This is a genomic window from Nonomuraea sp. NPDC054003, from assembly GCF_055585125.1.
Genome location: NZ_JBVJKR010000004.1, coordinates 311245 through 325322, shown reverse-complemented (window position 1 = coordinate 325322; position 14078 = coordinate 311245). Strand labels below are relative to the sequence as shown.

Genomic DNA, 14078 nt, shown 5'->3' with positions numbered 1-14078 from the left:
CAACCATCCGCGCGAGCCGGCTCTTCCCCGCTGGTCGTCTACGCTGAGAGAGCGCTCTCACGCCCGTCGTCGTCAGGAGAGTCCATGCGGTGTCCCCCGGCGTGCGCGGCCCTGCTCGCCGCCTTCCTGATCACCTCGTGCGGCCCGGGAGGGCACGCTCCCCCGCCCACCCCCGTGGCGTCGGCGAGCGGGTTCGACGGCACCGACGCCGCGTGGCTGCAGCTCATGATCCCGATGGCCGGGCGCGCGCTCCCGATGCTGGACCTGGGCGCCCGGCGCGGTTCCACGCCGGAGGTGCGGGAGCTGGCGGCGTCGCTGGCCGAGGCGCACCGCGACGAGCTGGACCGGCTGCGCGAGCTGCGCGCCGCGGCGGGGCTGCCGGACGTGAACGCGCACGAGGGGCACGACATGCCCGGCATGGCGACGGCGGCCCGGCTCGACGCCATGCGCGGAGCCCGGGGGAAGGCGTTCGACCGGCTGTTCCTGGAGAGCGTGCGCGCGCACCTGGACCAGTCGGTCAAGGTGACCCGCGGCGAGCGGGACTCGGGCGCGGACCCGCGAGCCCTGGCCATGGCCGCCGACCTCGAACGGACGCGCACCGAGCAGCTGAAGGCGTTGTCCGCCGTGGAGTGACGGAAGAGGTCAGAGGGTCGTCTCCAGGACGGGACGGCCCCGTACTCCCGGATCGGCCGTGAACAGGGCGCCCGCGAGGGGCTGCTCCGCGCGGTCGACGCCGACCGCGGAGGTGGTGATGAACAGGCGGTCCAGGCCGTCGCCGCCGAACGTCACCGCGGTGACCTTCCGCACCGGCAGCTCGACCACCGCGTCGAGGGTGCCGTCGGGCGCGTAGCGGTGCACGGCGCCGCCGTCGAAGAGCGCCACCCACACGCCGCCCTCGGCGTCGACGGTCAGCCCGTCGGGTTTGCCCCGGTCCACGGTGACGAACGGGCGGCGCGCGGTGAGCCCGTGCTCACGGTCGTAGTCGAGGACGTCCACCCGGCCGGTCATGGTGTCGGCGTAGTAGGCGCGGTCTCCGGAGGGGCTGAAGTCGAGGCCGTTGGAGATGCCCACCCCGGACAGCACCACGGTCAGCGACCCGTTGCCACGCCTCGCCCAGCGAGCGGAGCGGCGCGTGGAGGTCGTCGGCGTCGGCGAGCAGCAACTCACGTTCGGCGGCGACGAGGAACCCGCCGCCCGCGCGCGGCCTGATGACGGCGGCCAGCGATCCGGCGTGCCTGCGCCGCACGCGCCCCTGCGCGTCGAGCGCGAGCAGGTCGCCGGCCAGCATGTCCACCCAGCGCAGGCCGCCCCAGCGCGGGTGCCACGCGGGGCCCTCGCCGTGGTGGGCGATGGGTTCTGTCACGGGATGTGCGGAGATCGCCATGCGGGCATGCTAACATCATGAATGCACGTTCATGAACGCATGTTCATCCAGGAGTTGGTATGGCGATCGTCAACACTCACCAGGCCGAGGCGTGGAACGGCTACGAGGGGGCCCACTGGGCCGGCCACCACGACCGCTACGACGCCATGAACGGCGTCTACAACGAGCACCTCCTCCGTTTCGTGCGCGACGGCGACCGGGTGCTCGACGTCGGGTGCGGCGCCGGCCAGCTCACCAGGCTGGCGGCGCGGCGGGGCCGGGAGGCGACCGGGCTCGACCTGTCGGCGCCCATGCTCGCCAAGGCCCGCGAGCTGGCCGCCGCGGAGGGGGTCGGCAACGTGACCTTCACCCAGGGCGACGCCCAGGTGCACGACTTCGGCGAAGGCGCTTACGACCTGGCTGTCAGCCGGTTCGGCATCATGTTCTTCGCCGATCCGGTGGCCGCCTTCCGCAACATCGGGAGCGCGCTGGCGCCCGGCGGGCGGGTGGCGTTCCTCAGCCTGCGCGACATACCGGAGCTGGTCACGGTGCTCGGCGCCATGGCGGCCCACCTGCCGCCGCCGCCCGAGTCGCCCGACGGCACCTCCCCCGCCTCGCTCGCCGACCCCGCCCGCGTCCAGGAGGTGTTCACCGCTGCGGGCTTCACCGATGTGGAGGTGACCCCGGTGGAGGCCGACCAGGTGTGGGGGCGCGACACGGAGGACGCGGCCGCGTTCCTCGCCGGGTGGGGGCCGATCCGCTACCGGCTCTCCCTCGCCGATCCCGCCTCCGCCGAGCGCGCCACGGCCGCGCTCGCGCCGGCCCTGCGCCCGTACGAGCGAGCGGGCGCGGTACGGCTGCGCGGCTACGCCAACCTGATATCGGGCGTACGGGCATGAGCCCTCGTAAAGCGGCAGCCGTCCCCGGCAGTGAGTCGTTGCCCGCGCACCTCATCGCGACGGCCGAGCGGCTGATCGCCCGGCACGGCGCGGCGGGGCTGACCGTGCGGGCCATCGCCAAGGAGGCGGGGGTCGCCGACGGGGTGCTGTACAACCACTTCGCCGACAAGGAGGAGCTGATCGCGCGGGCGCTGCTGGCGCACGTCCGGACGGTGGAGCGGAGCCTCCCCGCGCTGCCGGACGGCTCCGGCGAGGGTGACCTGGAGACCGGTCTGCGGGCGTACGTCGACTACGGGGTGGCGCTGCACCTGGCGATCCTGCCCGCCTTCGCCGGCCTCCTGGCCCAGCCGGGCGTCCTGGCCCGCTTCGCCGAGCTCGGCGACGGCCCCGGCCTCCTCCGAGGGCACGCCGAGGGGCCGGACGGTTTGCGGGGGGCGCTGACGCGTTATCTGCGGGCGGGGCAGGCGGCGGGCAAGGTCGCCGCGCGGGCCGACGCCGAGGCTGCGGCGACCATGGTGGTCGGGGCCTGCCACGAGCTCATCCTGCCGCACCTGTTCACGGGCACCCCGGCCGGCGAGATCCGGATCCCGCCCGGCTTCACCGACCGCCTGGTGGCGACGTGCCTCAGCGGCATCGCCCCTGGCTGAACCGTACGGGCGGGTTTGGCGTCAGCAATCGGTGGCATGGGGTCATTTACTGGACGAAAAGGGACAAAAGTCCTGCCCGACCGTTCCACCCGCAGGAGATGAGGACGCCATGCCCGCCACCGGCCGGGGGAGCCTGCTGTTCATCGGGAACGCCACGACGCTCATCCGCTACAACGGTTTCAACCTGCTCACCGACCCGAACTTTCTGCACCGCGGCCAGCGCGCCTACCTCGGCTACGGGCTGACGACCAAGCGCCTGACCGAGCCCGCGCTGCGGATCGACGAGCTGCCGCCGCTGGACGCGGTGGTGCTGTCGCACATGCACGGCGACCACTGGGACCGGGTGACCCGCAAGGGCCTGGACCGGGACACGGAGATCGTGACGACCCGGCACGCGGCGCGGCGGCTGGGCCGGCAGGGGTTCAAGCGGACGACGGGCCTGTCCATCTGGCAGCAGCACGAGCTGCGCGGCCCCGGCGGGTCGGTGACGATCACCGCGCTGCCGGCCCGCCACGCGCCCGGCTCCGCCGAGACGCTGCTGCCTCCCGTCATGGGGAGCATGCTGGAGTTCTGCGACTCGGAAGGGCTGCCCGACCTTCGGCTGCTCATCAGCGGCGACACGCTGATGGACCGGCGGCTGGAGTCGATCCCGATCCGCTTCCCCGACGTCGACGTGGCGGTCGTGCACCTGGGCGGCACGAAGCTGCTCGGTCTGATGACGGTCACGATGGACGGCGAGCAGGGCTCCCGCTACGTCGACCTCGTCGATCCCACCACCGTGGTGCCGGTCCACTTCGACGACTACGCGGCGTTCGCCTCGCCGCTGAGCGACTTCAAGCAGCACATGCTGAGCTGCGGCCTGGACGATCGCGTGGTCTATCTGGAACGGGGCCAGAGCCTCCAGCTGACCGGACGCCGTTCCAGCGTCTGAGCCCCTTGCCTTCACGCCGTGCGCGTGGTTCACTGCACTCAATGGAGATCGGTGCTCTCTGATTGGAGCGGTGAACTATGGAATCGCTGGACGTTCCCGGCGGCCGGATCGCGTACCGGGTCAGCGGCGAGGGCCCGCTGGTGGTGCTGGTCCACGGCATGGGCGACACTCACCGCACCTTCCGCCACCTGATCCCCCGGCTGGCCGGCCATCGGGTCGCGGCCATGGACGTGCGCGGCTACGGCGCCTCCGGCACCGGCTGGCCCGGGTACGGGGTGGACGCGATCGGCTCTGACGTGCTCGCCCTCATCCGCCGGTTGGGCGGCCCGGCGACGGTCATCGGCCACTCGATCGGCTGCTCGTCGGCGGTCTGGGCGGCGGCCGAGTCGCCGGAGTCCGTCTCCGGCCTCGGGCTCATCGGCACGTTCTCCGGTGAGACGAGGGTCAAGGCGTGGATGCGGGCGGCGTCCTGGCTCGTCGGCAGGAACGCCGGGCTTTGGGGGATGTTCCTGCGTACGAGCTACCCCTCGGCCCGGCCGGACGACTTCGACGCGTACCTGGCGGAGCTGAAGGCGGCCCTGCGCGCGCCCGGCGGCATGGTCCCGTTGCGCGCGCAGATCGCGCTCTCCCTGTCCGGGGTGGAGAACCGGTACGCCGAGGTCACCCAGCCGTCCCTGCTGGTGATGGGCGGCAAAGACGCCGACTTCCCCGACCCCGCCGGCGACGCCGCCCGCACCGCGGCCAAGCTCGGCGGACCGGCCACGGTACGCGTGATCGACGGCACGGGCCACTACCCGCACGCCGAGATGCCCGACCAGACCGCCCAGGCCCTGCTGCCCTTCCTGGCAACGATCACGCCACCCCTCGCGACCCACCACCGAAACGACCGCGCACCGACCAGCTGACCCGCAATCACCGAGCGGCACTCACCCGACCGGGGTGGTCGGGGTGAGTGACTGAGGGCGGGACAGCACTCACCCGACCGGGGCACTCACCCGGCCTGGACCAGCGAGCGGCGCTCGCCCGATCAGGTAGTCGGGCGGCGCTTGCCCGGCTTGGATAAGCGCGGGGTTCACCCGGCCGGGCGGGCGGTGGACGTCTGATGTCGGCGGGCCGGCTCCTTTGCCTGTGTCGAGGGCGACCGGCGGTCAGGCCGGTTGTGGGTGGTTATTTGACGGCGCCGAAGGCGACGGCGGTGGCTGAGGCGATCACGGTGGTCAGCACTGCCATCAGCAGGACGGTGGCGAGGGGGTTGGGCCGTTCTGGTGGGTCGGGGCGTGCGGCCACGATCCTCAGGTTGGAGGTGGGGGTGGGCTCGGCCTTCGTGGGGGTCGGGGTGGGGGTCTCGACGGGCGGCGACACCTGGGAGGCGTGCCAGGTGCTCTCCGGGGCGGGGGTGGCGCGGCATCTGCCGATGTGGACGTGGGAGCGCGGGGTCTCGACGCACACGGCGTCTCCGTACACCCGCACGTCAGGCACCGACACCAGCGGCCCCGGCCGCCGCTTCCCCGGCACCCGGCCCTCCCCGACGGAGACCCCGGGCGGCTCGACCCGGGGTTTCGACACCCGCGGTTTCGACACCCGGGGCTCGGCCAGCCGGGGCTTCGACAACCGGGAATCCGGCGTCCGGGACTTCGGCCGGGACAGGTTCCTGGCCAGCCGTTCCGCCCGCTCCCCCAGCTCGGCGGGGTCCGGAGGGCCGTAATCGGCACGCACGCCCGTCACGGACCAACGCCCGGCGCGATACGACGCGCCCTCGACGCGGCTGACACGCACGGGCGGGAGATCCGAGGGCGCGACGGGGCGGACGAGCGGTGGGGCGGGGCCGCTGCCGCGCGCCGCCGGTTCGGCGGGCAGGCAGGCGGACAAGGTCAGCAGGGTGATCGCCACCAGCAGGGGGACCAGGGGACGTGGCATGTCAGACGCCTCCGGCGATGCGGGCGAACTCGTTCAGCGCCGCCGTGAAGGCTTCCGGGCCGACCGCCAGAGGACCGTCGAAGGCGCGGGCGATGTCCCAGGTCAGATAGGTGCCGAAGCCCAGCAGGGCGGCCATCGCCGCCAGCGGCAGCAACGTGATCCCGCGCGGCCGGGCCCCCGCGAGGAACGGGAAGAAGATCACGGCCAGCCCGGTCAGGACCGTGAGGGACTGGAGGCCCGCCGGCGGGGTGGCGGCGGCGTCCGCGGCACGCTGGGCGCGGGCCGCGCCGATGGCCGAGAGGTGGCCGAGCGTGGTGGTCCTGGCCTCCCGCTCGTCGTCGTCGTCCGAGGTCAGCTCGATGATCCGGGAACGCAGTTCGTCGAGCCTGACACCGCCCATCGGGTCGAGCTCACCCCGGGCCATCCGCGGCCACTCGTCCTCCACGACAAAGGTCGCGTACTCCCGCAACCCGGTGCGGATCGGCTCCACCATGACGGACGGCAGCCCGGCGGCGGCCCAGTAGGCGTCGACCACGGCGCGGCTCTCGACCTGGGTGTTCTGTCTCGCCGCGTCGGCGGTGGTCCAGGGGACGATCACGGCGATCGCGAAGACCAGCAGGAACAGCGCCGACAGCATGGCCCCCGCGTGCCCGGCCGACGGCCCGTCGGCGCCGCGGTCGTCACTCCCCTTGCCCGCCAGCCGGAACGTGAAGGCGGCGGCCCCCACCAGGGCAACCGCCGCCATGACCGAGAACACGTACGCCACCATGACGATCTCCTCGTTACCGACGGTGATTTGACCAACACAGTAAGCGATGTGATCGGAATAGCCAAGGATTCGCCGGGCCCGGCTGGACGGATCGCCGCCCAGGCGGTCGCCGTCGCGCCATCCGTCCAGCCGGTTCCCGGCCGCGGGCGCGCAGCCTCCACGATGGAGCGCGTGAACCTACTCAACGGCCGCAAATTCGTGATGGTGAGCTCGACCGCGAGCAAGGTGGACCCCGACAGCCCCACCGAGTTCGAGTACTGGGAGGAGGACGGCCTGGTGTGGGGCAGCTACACCGGCGACACGGTGACCCTCGGCCGCTTCGTCGGCACCCGGGAGGGCGAGCGGGTCTCGATCTCGTACGTGCACGCGCTGGTGGCGGGCGGCACCGCGGCGGGACGCAGCGACAGCCGGGTGGAGAACGAGTCGGACGGCAGGCTGCGCCTGGTGGAGGAGTTCATGTTCGCCGGTGACGACACGCCGCACGTGAGCGTGTGCACCGAGGTCGTCGCCTGACCGTCAGGTGTCCTTGCGCAGCGCCGCCCTGCCCTCGGCGGCCTGCACGAAGCGCATCTTGCCCAGCGGCACGTCCCCCGGCGTCTCGGGGGCGGGCCGCCGGGCGGGGCGGGCCCGCTCGCGGTCGCTCGGCAGCACGTAGGGCCGTTTGAGCACCTCGTCCAGGATGAACACGGTCTCGGTGGCCTTGACCGCGGGGATGTTGGCCAGCCGGTCGGTCACCATGGCGTGCACCTCGGCCACGTCCGCCACCCTGACCAGGATCATCGCGTCGTGCTGCCCGGTGGTGATCGCGCAGTACTCGACCTCCGGCATGCGCGCCAGCTCGGCCCTGAACTGCTTCCACATCTGCTGCCGGACGGTCACGAAGATGAGCGCGGTGATGCCCAGTCCGGCCTTGACCGGGTCCACCTCGGCGGTGAAGCCCTTGATGGCGCCCTCCGCGCGCAGCGCCTCGAAGCGGGTGTAGGCGTTCGCCCGGGAGATGCCGACCCGCTCCGCCAGGGACGCGACCGAGATCCTGCCGTTCTCGCGGAGGACCTCAAGGATCTTCATATGGGTGGAGTCCAGGTCGAGCCCGATGCCGATCCGTCCAGGGTGCGTGCCCCCGGTACCACCATTTCTGGAAATTTCAGTCATTGTTACCTCGCACTCATTTATATCCGTCTCAGTGACCGCACAGAACCTGGACAGATTGACGGACAATCCTGGGCGTTCCCGTTCGAACCGTCCACTTGGAGGACCTACATGGCGACCCGCTCGCAGACGGCGGCAGTGCTGCTCGCCGGTGCGCTCGCCCTCGCCGCCTGCGGAAGCGGCGGCGCACAGGCCCCCGCCGCGCAGAGCGGCGGCAAGACCCTCGTCATCGACACGTCCTTCGACCTGAAGACGGCCGACCCCGGACGCACGTACGAGCCGACCGGCCTCATCGTGGGCAAGGCCACGTACGAGACGTTGCTCACGTTCGACGGGTCGGACGTGAGCAAGCCCGTCCCGGCCCTCGCCGAGTCCTACGAGCTGTCCGACGACGGCAAGGTGCTGACGCTCAAGCTCAAGCAGGGAGCCACGTTCGCCGACGGCTCCCCGATCACGGCCGACGACGTGGTCTTCTCGCTCACCCGGGTCCGTGACATGAAGGGTAGCCCGTCGTTCCTGCTCGACGGCGTGGAGGTCGAGAAGACCGACGACACGACGGTCACGATGACGTCGGAGAAGGCCAACGCCGCCCTGCCGTACATCCTGCCGAACCCCGCGCTCGGCATCCTCAACAGCGACGTGGTCAAGGAGAACGGCGGCACCGCCGACGCCCAGGACAAGGCCGAGCAGTACCTCAACGCCAACTCGGCGGGCTCCGGCCCGTACCAGATCGAGACGTTCAACGTCAGCAGCCAGGTCGTGCTGAAGGCGAACCCGCAGTACCACGGCGACAAGCCCGCGTACGAGAAGGTCGTCATCCGCAACGTCGAGTCGGCGACGCAGAAGCTCAACGTGCAGCGCGGCGACAGCCAGCTGGCGCTGAACCTGTCCGGCGACCAGGTGGCGAACATGCCGGACACGCTGCAGGTCAAGAAGACCGCCTCGGCGAACGTCTTCTTCCTGCTGGCCAACCAGGACTCCAAGATCAGCGACGTGACGACGAACGCCAAGTTCGTCGAGGCCGTCCGCAAGGGCGTCGACTACTCGGGCCTGCTGGAGCTGGCCGGCGAGGGCGCGGCCAGGGCGCCGGGCGTGATCCCGTCCCAGATCCTGGGCGCGCTGCCCGAGGGCGAGGCGGTCCAGCGCGACGTGGAGGGCGCCAAGGCGGCGCTGGCCGAGAGCGGGCTGTCCAACCCGACGGTCAAGCTGGAGTACCCGACCGAGCTGACCGTGAACGGCCTGTCCTTCCAGCCGCTGGCCGAGCGCGTGCAGGCCAACCTCAAGGAGGTCGGCATCACGGTGGACCTCCAGCCCGCCCCGGTGACGACGGCGCTGGACAACTACCGCAACGGCAAGGAGGAGATGGGCCTGTGGTACTGGGGCCCTGACTACCCCGACCCGAACGTCTACCTGGCGTTCCTGCCCGGCCAGCTCGTCGGCGAGCGCGCCGGGTGGAAGGCCGGCGCGAACAAGGAACTGGAGGAGCTCGGCGAGAAGGCGGCCACCGCGATCGGCGACGACGCCCGCACGCAGGCCTACCAGGAGGTGCAGCGCAAGCTGAACGAGTCCGGGCCGTTCGTCCCGCTCATCCAGCCGAGCCAGAACATCGTCGCGGCCACCTCGGTCACCGGCATCGAGTACCACCCGGTGTGGCAGGTCGACGTCGCCGACCTGGGCGTGCAGTAGAAGTGCCCGCGAGCGTGGAGAAGGGCGCGGCGGTCACCCCGCCGCGCCCCCGGCGGCCGGCGCTGCCGCCGCTGGCCCGGTTCCTGATCCGCCGGGTGCTGATGGCCATCCTCCTCGCGTGGGGGGTCACCCTGGTGACGTTCGTGCTGACGAACCTCGTACCGGGCGACCCCGTGGCGGCGAACCTGGGCCAGCGGGCCATGAACGACCCGGAGATCGTCGCCCAGTGGCGGGCCGAGCACGGGCTGGACAAGCCGCTGTGGGAGCAGTACGGCCTGTACCTGCAGGGGCTGGTCCAGGGTGACCTGGGCGACAGCCAGCAGAGCCACCGGCCCGTCAGCCAGGACCTGGCGGAGGCGGTGCCGGCCACGCTGGAGCTGGCTGGCGCGGCCATCCTCATCTCGCTGGTGCTCGGCGTGGCCTTCGGCGTGATCGCCGCGCTGCGCCGCGACCGGCTCTCCGACCACCTGCTGCGGCTGCTGAGCCTGATCGGCATCTCGGTGCCGACGTTCTGGCTGGCGCTGGTGGCGTTCTACGTGTTCTTCTACCGGCTGCAGATCACCCCGGGCAGCGGCCGGGTGGACCCGGCGCTCGGCGCGCCGCCCCCGGTGACCGGGCTGCACACGGTGGACGCGCTGCTGGCCGGCCAGTGGGACGTGTTCGGCTCCGCCGTCGGCCACCTGATCACGCCCGCGCTGGTGCTGGCGCTCTACACGATCGGGCTGCTGACCCGGTTCACCCGCTCGGCGGTGCTGGAGGTGCTCGGCCAGGACTACGTGCGCGCCGCCCGCGCCAAGGGCCTGCCGGGACGGGTGATCCTGTTCCGGTACGTGCTGCGCTCGGCGCTGGTGCCGGTCATCACGGTGGCGGGCCTGGCGTTCGGCAGCCTGCTGTCCGGCACCGTCCTGGTGGAGGCCATCTTCGCCTGGCCGGGCATCGGCCAGTACGCCTACAAGAGCGCCACCACGCTCGACCTGCCCGCGGTGATGGGCGTCGGCCTGGTGGTGGGCGTGGTGTACCTGGTCATCAACCTGATCGTGGACGTCCTGTACGGCGTGATCGACCCCCGAGTGAGGTTGCGATGAGGCGGGATCCCCTGGCCCGCAAGGGGCTGCTGGGCCGGCTGCCGCAGGCCTGGCGGCAGCCGCTCGCCGTGTCCGGCGTGGTGATCGCGGTGGCCTGGCTGGTGATCGCGGTGGCGGCGCCCTGGCTGGCCCCGCACGACCCGCTCGCCCAGGAGCTGCCGCGGCTGGCGCCGCCGGGGCCCGATCACTGGTTCGGCACGGACCAGCTCGGGCGCGACATCCTGTCGCGGGTCATGCACGGGGCGCGGGTGTCGATCCCGCTGACCCTGGCGCTGGTGGCGCTGTCGTTGCTGATCGGCGGTCTCCTCGGCGCCTGCGCCGGATATTTCGGCCGATGGGTGGACGAGACGATCATGCGGCTGGCGGACCTGGTGTTCGCGTTCCCGACGGTGATCCTGGCCATGGTGGTGGCCGCGGCGCTCGGCGCCAGCCTCACCAACGCGGTGCTGGCCGTGCTGGTCGTGGCCTGGCCCGCGTACGCGCGCGTCACCCGCGGGCTGGTGCTGGGCGTGCGGGAGCGGGAGTTCGTGCTGAGCGGGCGGCTGCTCGGCTTCTCCGCGTGGCGCTCGCTCCGCGTGGACGTGCTGCCGAACGTGACCGGCCCCATCCTGGTGCTGGCCACGCTCGACATCGGCACCGCGCTGCTGCTGCTGTCCGGCCTGTCGTTCCTGGGGCTGGGCGCCAAGCCGCCGTCGCCCGAGTGGGGGGCGATGGTGTCGTCGGGCGTCGAGGTGTTCGACAGCTGGTGGGTCGCCACCTTCCCGGGCCTGGCGATCCTGACCGTGGTGCTCGCGTTCAACTTCCTCGGCGACACCCTCCGCGACGCCCTGGACCCCCGTACCGCTCGCGCGATCAAGGAGCGTGCGCTGTGACGCTGGCGATCACTGACCTGAAGGTGACGATCGGCGGGAAGGACATCCTGCGCGGCGTGGACCTGACGCTGGAGCCCGGCCGGGTGCACGGCCTGGCCGGCGAGAGCGGCTCGGGCAAGACCATGACCGGGCTGGCCGTGCTCGGCCTGCTGCCGCACGGCTCCCGCGTCACCGGCGGCATCGCGCTGGAGGGGCGCGAACTGCTCACGCTGCCGCCCAAGGAGCTGAACAAGGTGCGCGGCGGCGAGGTCGCCATGGTCTTCCAGGACCCGGCCACCAGCCTGCACCCGATGCTGACCGTCGGCAGGCAGCTCACCGAGCACATGCGCCACCACCTCGGCCTCGGCAGGGCCGAGGCTCGGGACCGGGCGGTCGAGCTGCTGCGCAAGGTGCGCATCCCCGGCGCGGAGGAGGCGTACCGGCGCTACCCGCACCAGTTCTCCGGCGGCATGCGGCAGCGCATCGCGATCGCGGTGGCGCTGGCCTGCTCCCCCAAGGTGCTCATCGCCGACGAGCCGACGACCGCGCTGGACGTGACCGTGCAGGCGGGCGTGCTGCGGCTGCTGCGCGGGCTCTGCGACGAGCTGGGCCTGGCGGTGCTGCTGGTCACGCACGACCTGGGCGTCATGTCGGCGGTCGCGGACGAGGTGAGCGTGATGAAGGACGGCCTGGTCGTGGAGACCGGGCCGCGCTCCCGGGTGCTGCGCGAGCCGGATCACCCGTACACTCGCACGCTGCTGGCGTCGCTGCCCGACGCGGAGGTCTCATGAGTAGCCTGCTGAAGATCGACGACCTTGTGGTCGAGCACCGCACCCCCGGCCGGCCCGTGGTCAGGGCGGTCGCCGGGGCGAGCCTGGAGGTGCGCGCGGGCGAGGTGGTGGGCCTGGTCGGCGAGTCCGGCTGCGGCAAGTCCACGCTGGCCCGCGCCGTGGTCGGGCTGAACCGGGCCGCCTCGGGGTCGATCAGCTTCGAGGGGACGCCGGTGACGCCGCTGGGCCTGCGCCGCAGGACGATGACCGGGGTCCAGATGGTGTTCCAGGACCCGTACGCGTCGCTGAACCCGCGCCGCCGCGTCGGCGACCAGATCGCGGACGGGCTGCGGGTGGCGGGCGACGCCACGAGCAGTCCGGCCGACCTGCTGGAGCGGGTGGGGCTGCCGCGCGAGTTCGCCTCCCGGCACCCGCACGAGTTCTCCGGCGGGCAGCGGCAGCGGATCGCGATCGCGCGGGCGCTGGCCGCGCGGCCGCGGCTGCTCATCGGCGACGAGCCGATCTCGGCGCTGGACGCCTCCGCCCAGTCCCAGGTGGCCACCCTCATGCGGGACCTGGCCGTCTCCTCGGGGGCGGGGCTGCTGTTCATCAGCCACGACCTGTCGGTGGTGCGGCTGATCGCCGACCGGATCGCGGTCATGTACCTGGGGCGGATCGTCGAGGTGGGCGACACGGCCGAGGTGTGGGCCGAGCCTCGTCACCCGTACACGCAGGCCCTGCTGGGGGCGATCCCGAAGCCGGACGGGATGGGGGTGCTGCCGGCCGAGCTGCCGGGCGACGTCCCCGACCCGGCGGACCCGCCGCAGGGGTGCCGGTTCCATCCGCGGTGCCCGCTGGTGATGGACGTGTGCCGGGTCAAGGAGCCGGAGTTCGGGCCGGTCGCCTGCTGGCTGCACGAGCCGTCGTGACCCCGCCGGACCCCTCCCAGCCCTCGCCGGACCTCCGGCCGGTGGGCGGCGTGCGGGAGGAGCGGACGCGCCCCGCCGTGTCCGTTCCGGTCTCCGGAGGGGACCGGCTGAGTGCCGTGCGGGCGGGGATGGCGGCGGACGGGATCGACGCGCTGGTGCTGCGGCCCTCGCCGGACTTCCGGTTTCTCGGCGGGCGCGGTGACGGCTTCCTCGTGGTGACGATGGACGGGGCCGCCGAGACCGCGGACCCGCGCCCGTACCTGCCGCCGGGGGTGCGGCGGGTCGGAGTGGACCCCGAGATGCGGGTGCGGGAGCTGTTCGGGCTGGCCGTCGACGCGGAACTGGTCCCGGCCGCGCAGGTGCTCGCGCCCCTGCGGCTGCGGAAGGAGCCGTACGAGGTCGCGATGGTCGAGCGGGCCGCCCTCGCCGCCGAGTCCGTGCTGGCCTGCGCCCCCGAGCTGTCCTGGTTCGGCGCCACCGAGCGGGCCATGGCGACCCGGCTGCTCGTGCTGGCGCTGGAGGCGGGGTGCGAGGAGGTGCTGTCGGTGCGGGTCACGGCCGGTCCCGGCACCGCCGCGCCGGGGAGCGTCCCGTCCGACCGGGTGATCAATCCGGGGGACGCGCTGCTGGTGTCGCTGAGCGCGCGCTGGGACGGTTACTGCGCCGAGGTGGCCCGGGTGTTCGCGGTCGCCGAGCCGCCGGAGGACTACGACGCCGTGTACTCGGTCGTGGTGGCGGCCCGCCACGCCGGGATGGCGGCGGCCCGGCCGGGCGTGCCGGCCGCGGCGGTGGCGGCGGCCGTGGCGCAGGCCGTCGACGACAGCGGCTACGGCCGGTTCGCGGCGCCCGGGGCTGGCCGGGGCGTCGGGCTGGGCGCCGACGAGGGCCCCCGGCTGCGCGCGGACGACGACACGCCGCTGGAAGCGGGCATGGTGCTCTGCCTGGAACCGGCGATCTACGTACCGGACCTGTTCGGCGCCCGGGTGGCCGACATCGTGGCGTGCACGGAATCCGGCCCCCGCCCCCTGACCACGGCCCCCTCCTCCCTCCCCGTCCTCGAACGCTGACCCCGCCCAGAGCGG

Annotated in this window: 17 protein-coding genes; 12 read left to right on the top strand and 5 right to left on the bottom strand. The window is 72.7% G+C overall.

The window, feature by feature from the left end; genetic code table 11:
• The first annotated feature begins 84 nt into the window (after window positions 1-84).
• Complete coding sequence (locus ACZ6YG_RS12105) at window positions 85-633, top strand: DUF305 domain-containing protein (protein WP_466017984.1); 549 nt, start codon at window positions 85-87, stop codon at window positions 631-633.
• A 9-nt stretch (window positions 634-642) separates the two neighbouring features.
• Here the strand turns inward: ACZ6YG_RS12105 and ACZ6YG_RS12100 are convergent, their stop codons facing one another.
• Window positions 643-1086 (bottom strand): SMP-30/gluconolactonase/LRE family protein, encoded by a 444-nt coding sequence (locus ACZ6YG_RS12100; protein WP_466017983.1) that lies wholly within the window; start codon window positions 1084-1086, stop codon window positions 643-645.
• Window positions 971-1288: a hypothetical protein gene (locus ACZ6YG_RS12095; RefSeq protein ID WP_466018167.1), complete on the bottom strand. Its 318-nt coding sequence runs from the start codon at window positions 1286-1288 to the stop codon at window positions 971-973. Before ACZ6YG_RS12095 ends, ACZ6YG_RS12100 begins: the two co-directional genes overlap by 116 nt.
• A gap of 155 nt (window positions 1289-1443) precedes the next feature.
• Here ACZ6YG_RS12095 and ACZ6YG_RS12090 point away from each other — a divergent pair, with 155 nt between their 5' ends.
• From ACZ6YG_RS12090 to ACZ6YG_RS12075, 4 genes are all read left to right on the top strand, one after another.
• Entirely contained in the window at window positions 1444-2262 is an 819-nt protein-coding gene (locus tag ACZ6YG_RS12090) for a class I SAM-dependent methyltransferase (protein ID WP_271276234.1), read from the top strand.
• Window positions 2259-2909 (top strand): TetR/AcrR family transcriptional regulator, encoded by a 651-nt coding sequence (locus ACZ6YG_RS12085; RefSeq protein ID WP_466017982.1) that lies wholly within the window; start codon window positions 2259-2261, stop codon window positions 2907-2909. Before ACZ6YG_RS12090 ends, ACZ6YG_RS12085 begins: the two co-directional genes overlap by 4 nt.
• A 109-nt stretch (window positions 2910-3018) precedes the next feature.
• Window positions 3019-3840 carry an MBL fold metallo-hydrolase gene (locus ACZ6YG_RS12080; protein ID WP_148032058.1) on the top strand — a complete coding sequence of 274 codons (822 nt, stop codon included), beginning with the start codon at window positions 3019-3021 and terminating at the stop codon, window positions 3838-3840.
• 77 nt (window positions 3841-3917) lie between these two features.
• Window positions 3918-4745: an alpha/beta fold hydrolase gene (locus ACZ6YG_RS12075; protein ID WP_466017981.1), complete on the top strand. Its 828-nt coding sequence runs from the start codon at window positions 3918-3920 to the stop codon at window positions 4743-4745.
• Window positions 4746-5007: 262 nt separating this feature from the next.
• Here the strand turns inward: ACZ6YG_RS12075 and ACZ6YG_RS12070 are convergent, their stop codons facing one another.
• Window positions 5008-5757, bottom strand: a complete 750-nt coding sequence (locus ACZ6YG_RS12070; protein WP_466017980.1) for a hypothetical protein — start codon at window positions 5755-5757, stop codon at window positions 5008-5010.
• A 1-nt stretch (window position 5758) separates the two neighbouring features.
• Entirely contained in the window at window positions 5759-6526 is a 768-nt protein-coding gene (locus tag ACZ6YG_RS12065; protein ID WP_466017979.1) for a bestrophin-like domain, read from the bottom strand.
• A 171-nt stretch (window positions 6527-6697) separates the two neighbouring features.
• Between ACZ6YG_RS12065 and ACZ6YG_RS12060 the strand changes: the two genes are divergently transcribed.
• Complete coding sequence (locus tag ACZ6YG_RS12060; protein WP_261808604.1) at window positions 6698-7039, top strand: avidin-fold protein; 342 nt, start codon at window positions 6698-6700, stop codon at window positions 7037-7039.
• Between the two features lie 3 nt (window positions 7040-7042).
• Here the strand turns inward: ACZ6YG_RS12060 and ACZ6YG_RS12055 are convergent, their stop codons facing one another.
• Window positions 7043-7678: an Lrp/AsnC family transcriptional regulator gene (locus ACZ6YG_RS12055; protein WP_219544325.1), complete on the bottom strand. Its 636-nt coding sequence runs from the start codon at window positions 7676-7678 to the stop codon at window positions 7043-7045.
• A 108-nt stretch (window positions 7679-7786) separates the two neighbouring features.
• Here ACZ6YG_RS12055 and ACZ6YG_RS12050 point away from each other — a divergent pair, with 108 nt between their 5' ends.
• Genes ACZ6YG_RS12050 through ACZ6YG_RS12025 form a run of 6 tightly spaced genes read left to right on the top strand, consistent with a single transcriptional unit; the run spans window position 7787 to window position 14063 of the window.
• Window positions 7787-9361 carry an ABC transporter substrate-binding protein gene (locus ACZ6YG_RS12050; RefSeq protein WP_466017978.1) on the top strand — a complete coding sequence of 525 codons (1575 nt, stop codon included), beginning with the start codon at window positions 7787-7789 and terminating at the stop codon, window positions 9359-9361.
• A 2-nt stretch (window positions 9362-9363) separates the two neighbouring features.
• Window positions 9364-10446, top strand: coding sequence for an ABC transporter permease (locus ACZ6YG_RS12045; protein ID WP_271276229.1), 1083 nt, complete (start codon window positions 9364-9366; stop codon window positions 10444-10446).
• Entirely contained in the window at window positions 10443-11318 is an 876-nt protein-coding gene (locus ACZ6YG_RS12040; protein WP_148032063.1) for an ABC transporter permease, read from the top strand. Before ACZ6YG_RS12045 ends, ACZ6YG_RS12040 begins: the two co-directional genes overlap by 4 nt.
• Complete coding sequence (locus ACZ6YG_RS12035) at window positions 11315-12088, top strand: ABC transporter ATP-binding protein (protein ID WP_219544323.1); 774 nt, start codon at window positions 11315-11317, stop codon at window positions 12086-12088. The genes ACZ6YG_RS12040 and ACZ6YG_RS12035 overlap by 4 nt, the downstream gene beginning before the upstream one ends.
• On the top strand, window positions 12085-12996 hold the full coding sequence (locus tag ACZ6YG_RS12030; RefSeq protein WP_148032065.1) for an ABC transporter ATP-binding protein: 912 nt from the start codon (window positions 12085-12087) through the stop codon (window positions 12994-12996). The genes ACZ6YG_RS12035 and ACZ6YG_RS12030 overlap by 4 nt, the downstream gene beginning before the upstream one ends.
• The gene (locus ACZ6YG_RS12025; RefSeq protein WP_466017977.1) at window positions 12993-14063 is read left to right on the top strand and encodes a M24 family metallopeptidase; all 1071 of its coding nucleotides are present in this window, start codon (window positions 12993-12995) and stop codon (window positions 14061-14063) included. The genes ACZ6YG_RS12030 and ACZ6YG_RS12025 overlap by 4 nt, the downstream gene beginning before the upstream one ends.
• Window positions 14064-14078 lie beyond the last annotated feature (15 nt).

What these genes read in the sequence shown, in the direction of transcription:
- ACZ6YG_RS12070 (WP_466017980.1), bottom strand. Translation starts at nt 5,757, where the DNA reads ATGCCACGTCCCCTGGTCCCCCTGCTGGTGGCGATCACCCTGCTGACC.
- ACZ6YG_RS12085 (WP_466017982.1), top strand. Translation starts at nt 2,259, where the DNA reads ATGAGCCCTCGTAAAGCGGCAGCCGTCCCCGGCAGTGAGTCGTTGCCC.
- ACZ6YG_RS12080 (WP_148032058.1), top strand. Translation starts at nt 3,019, where the DNA reads ATGCCCGCCACCGGCCGGGGGAGCCTGCTGTTCATCGGGAACGCCACG.
- ACZ6YG_RS12030 (WP_148032065.1), top strand. Translation starts at nt 12,085, where the DNA reads ATGAGTAGCCTGCTGAAGATCGACGACCTTGTGGTCGAGCACCGCACC.
- ACZ6YG_RS12050 (WP_466017978.1), top strand. Translation starts at nt 7,787, where the DNA reads ATGGCGACCCGCTCGCAGACGGCGGCAGTGCTGCTCGCCGGTGCGCTC.
- ACZ6YG_RS12095 (WP_466018167.1), bottom strand. Translation starts at nt 1,288, where the DNA reads ATGCTGGCCGGCGACCTGCTCGCGCTCGACGCGCAGGGGCGCGTGCGG.
- ACZ6YG_RS12065 (WP_466017979.1), bottom strand. Translation starts at nt 6,526, where the DNA reads ATGGTGGCGTACGTGTTCTCGGTCATGGCGGCGGTTGCCCTGGTGGGG.
- ACZ6YG_RS12105 (WP_466017984.1), top strand. Translation starts at nt 85, where the DNA reads ATGCGGTGTCCCCCGGCGTGCGCGGCCCTGCTCGCCGCCTTCCTGATC.
- ACZ6YG_RS12075 (WP_466017981.1), top strand. Translation starts at nt 3,918, where the DNA reads ATGGAATCGCTGGACGTTCCCGGCGGCCGGATCGCGTACCGGGTCAGC.
- ACZ6YG_RS12090 (WP_271276234.1), top strand. Translation starts at nt 1,444, where the DNA reads ATGGCGATCGTCAACACTCACCAGGCCGAGGCGTGGAACGGCTACGAG.
- ACZ6YG_RS12040 (WP_148032063.1), top strand. Translation starts at nt 10,443, where the DNA reads ATGAGGCGGGATCCCCTGGCCCGCAAGGGGCTGCTGGGCCGGCTGCCG.
- ACZ6YG_RS12055 (WP_219544325.1), bottom strand. Translation starts at nt 7,678, where the DNA reads ATGACTGAAATTTCCAGAAATGGTGGTACCGGGGGCACGCACCCTGGA.